Below are 1,433 nucleotides of genomic sequence, written 5' to 3' on the forward strand. Positions count from 1 at the left end.
ACAACAGATTGACTAAAGCGTAGGCTGGCGTACTCTTTTATAGGGTGCTGATTTAGATTCTTTTTTAAGAGATTTAGTCCGTTCAATAATAGAACCTTTTGAGAGCAACGATTGCGGACTTCATCTTTTCGCATGAATAAGTTGTATATTGTTCAAATGAGAATATCGAGTAAAAGCAAGATTGCCTTCCAGGTCCTATTGGATATAGCGGCCCATACCGCCAAAGGTCGGGCTATCTCTATCCCACTTCTTTGCAAGCGCCATCAGCTATCTCATTCCTATCTAGAAATAATCTTTAGTCAATTAAAGGCTGTGGGAATGATTCGTAGTCATCGGGGCCCTGGTGGAGGCTATTCGTTATCTCGAGAAACTAAAGATATTTCTTTGCATGAGATTGTTTGTCTGATGGATGACCAAGAGGTGATTCGTGATGATTTGGGGGTCAACTTATGGCTCAATTTGGATAGGCATATGAGCCTTCAAATGCAGCAGATCAACTTATCTGAGGCTTTACAGAGATCTTCAATAGTCATAGAGGAGAGCACCAAGGGATTTAGTTTATCCGGCCTCAGTACTTCAACCAAAGCAGCCAAGAGTCTTGTGCGGAAGGATAAAGTAAAGTCTCCCATGAAGACCAAGCCACGGCTAGGCCCTAATTCAGTATTCATGTTTGGCAAGTACTTGAAGTCCATTTAATTAGCAGTGAGCCCCTATTTGGTTTGTTCGGCCTATCGAGTGGGTCTTATAGGGTGTCCTGCTAGCGACAATTAGTAGTTAAAAAGTTCCCGGTTGGTGATAGCGCCCAAAGCGTCTTCGGCAGAATCAGGATTTAGTCGACCGATTTTGTAAGTTTTAAATCCAGATCCTTTAGCAGCTTAATAATTTTTTGAGTCATCACCACATATTTGACGCGGCCATCGTCATTTGATGACTTAAGAGTTAAATAACCACCCTTGACGAGGTCTGATAGGGCTTTATGAAGCGTTGCTTGGGATGCAATTGTTTTCATTTCAAGAATATCTCGAACCTGAAAAGGATTGTCTGTACCCCTCACGAAAATTGCCTTTAAAACTTGCTTTTCGTGGTCAGAAAATTGAGCAGAAATTTTTGCAGTTGAAGTTAGGAATTTAAGGTATGAGTTTTGGCGCATGCCGAATATTATCCCAAGAGCTAACTAGTGGAGTATTAAATACTCTCTGAGCAGCTTAAATCAGACGACTCCTGCGGTAAATCATCGTTCAAGTATCGGAAGAACTATGGTTTGTCCATCTTTCGTAGTGATATGCAGGTCATAGTCGTCCACGACTTTTGCCTCTATAAGGGTGGGTTCTTTGAATTCGTACTTCAGGCCAAATTCAAGATCTTCAACAACAACAAAGCCATTAACTGGGTCGCACTCGGTGATTTGAAACATAATTTATTGCCTTGTTATC

General features: G+C 41.4%; 2 protein-coding genes. One reads left to right on the top strand and one right to left on the bottom strand.

What is annotated here, in order from left to right; translation table 11 throughout:
• Positions 1-132 precede the first annotated feature (132 nt).
• Complete coding sequence (locus tag B7Y67_RS18000; protein WP_293599806.1) at positions 133-696, top strand: Rrf2 family transcriptional regulator; 564 nt, start codon at positions 133-135, stop codon at positions 694-696.
• 133 nt (positions 697-829) lie between these two features.
• Here the strand turns inward: B7Y67_RS18000 and B7Y67_RS18005 are convergent, their stop codons facing one another.
• Positions 830-1,009 carry a helix-turn-helix domain-containing protein gene (locus B7Y67_RS18005; protein ID WP_293599807.1) on the bottom strand — a complete coding sequence of 60 codons (180 nt, stop codon included), beginning with the start codon at positions 1,007-1,009 and terminating at the stop codon, positions 830-832.
• Between the last annotated feature and the right edge of the window lie 424 nt (positions 1,010-1,433).

The organism is Polynucleobacter sp. 35-46-11 (genome assembly GCF_002281105.1).

Bases quoted from the DNA above. Each gene is read 5' to 3' on its own strand.
- B7Y67_RS18000 (WP_293599806.1), top strand. From the start codon at position 133: ATGAATAAGTTGTATATTGTTCAAATGAGAATATCGAGTAAAAGCAAG.
- B7Y67_RS18005 (WP_293599807.1), bottom strand. From the start codon at position 1,009: ATGAAAACAATTGCATCCCAAGCAACGCTTCATAAAGCCCTATCAGAC.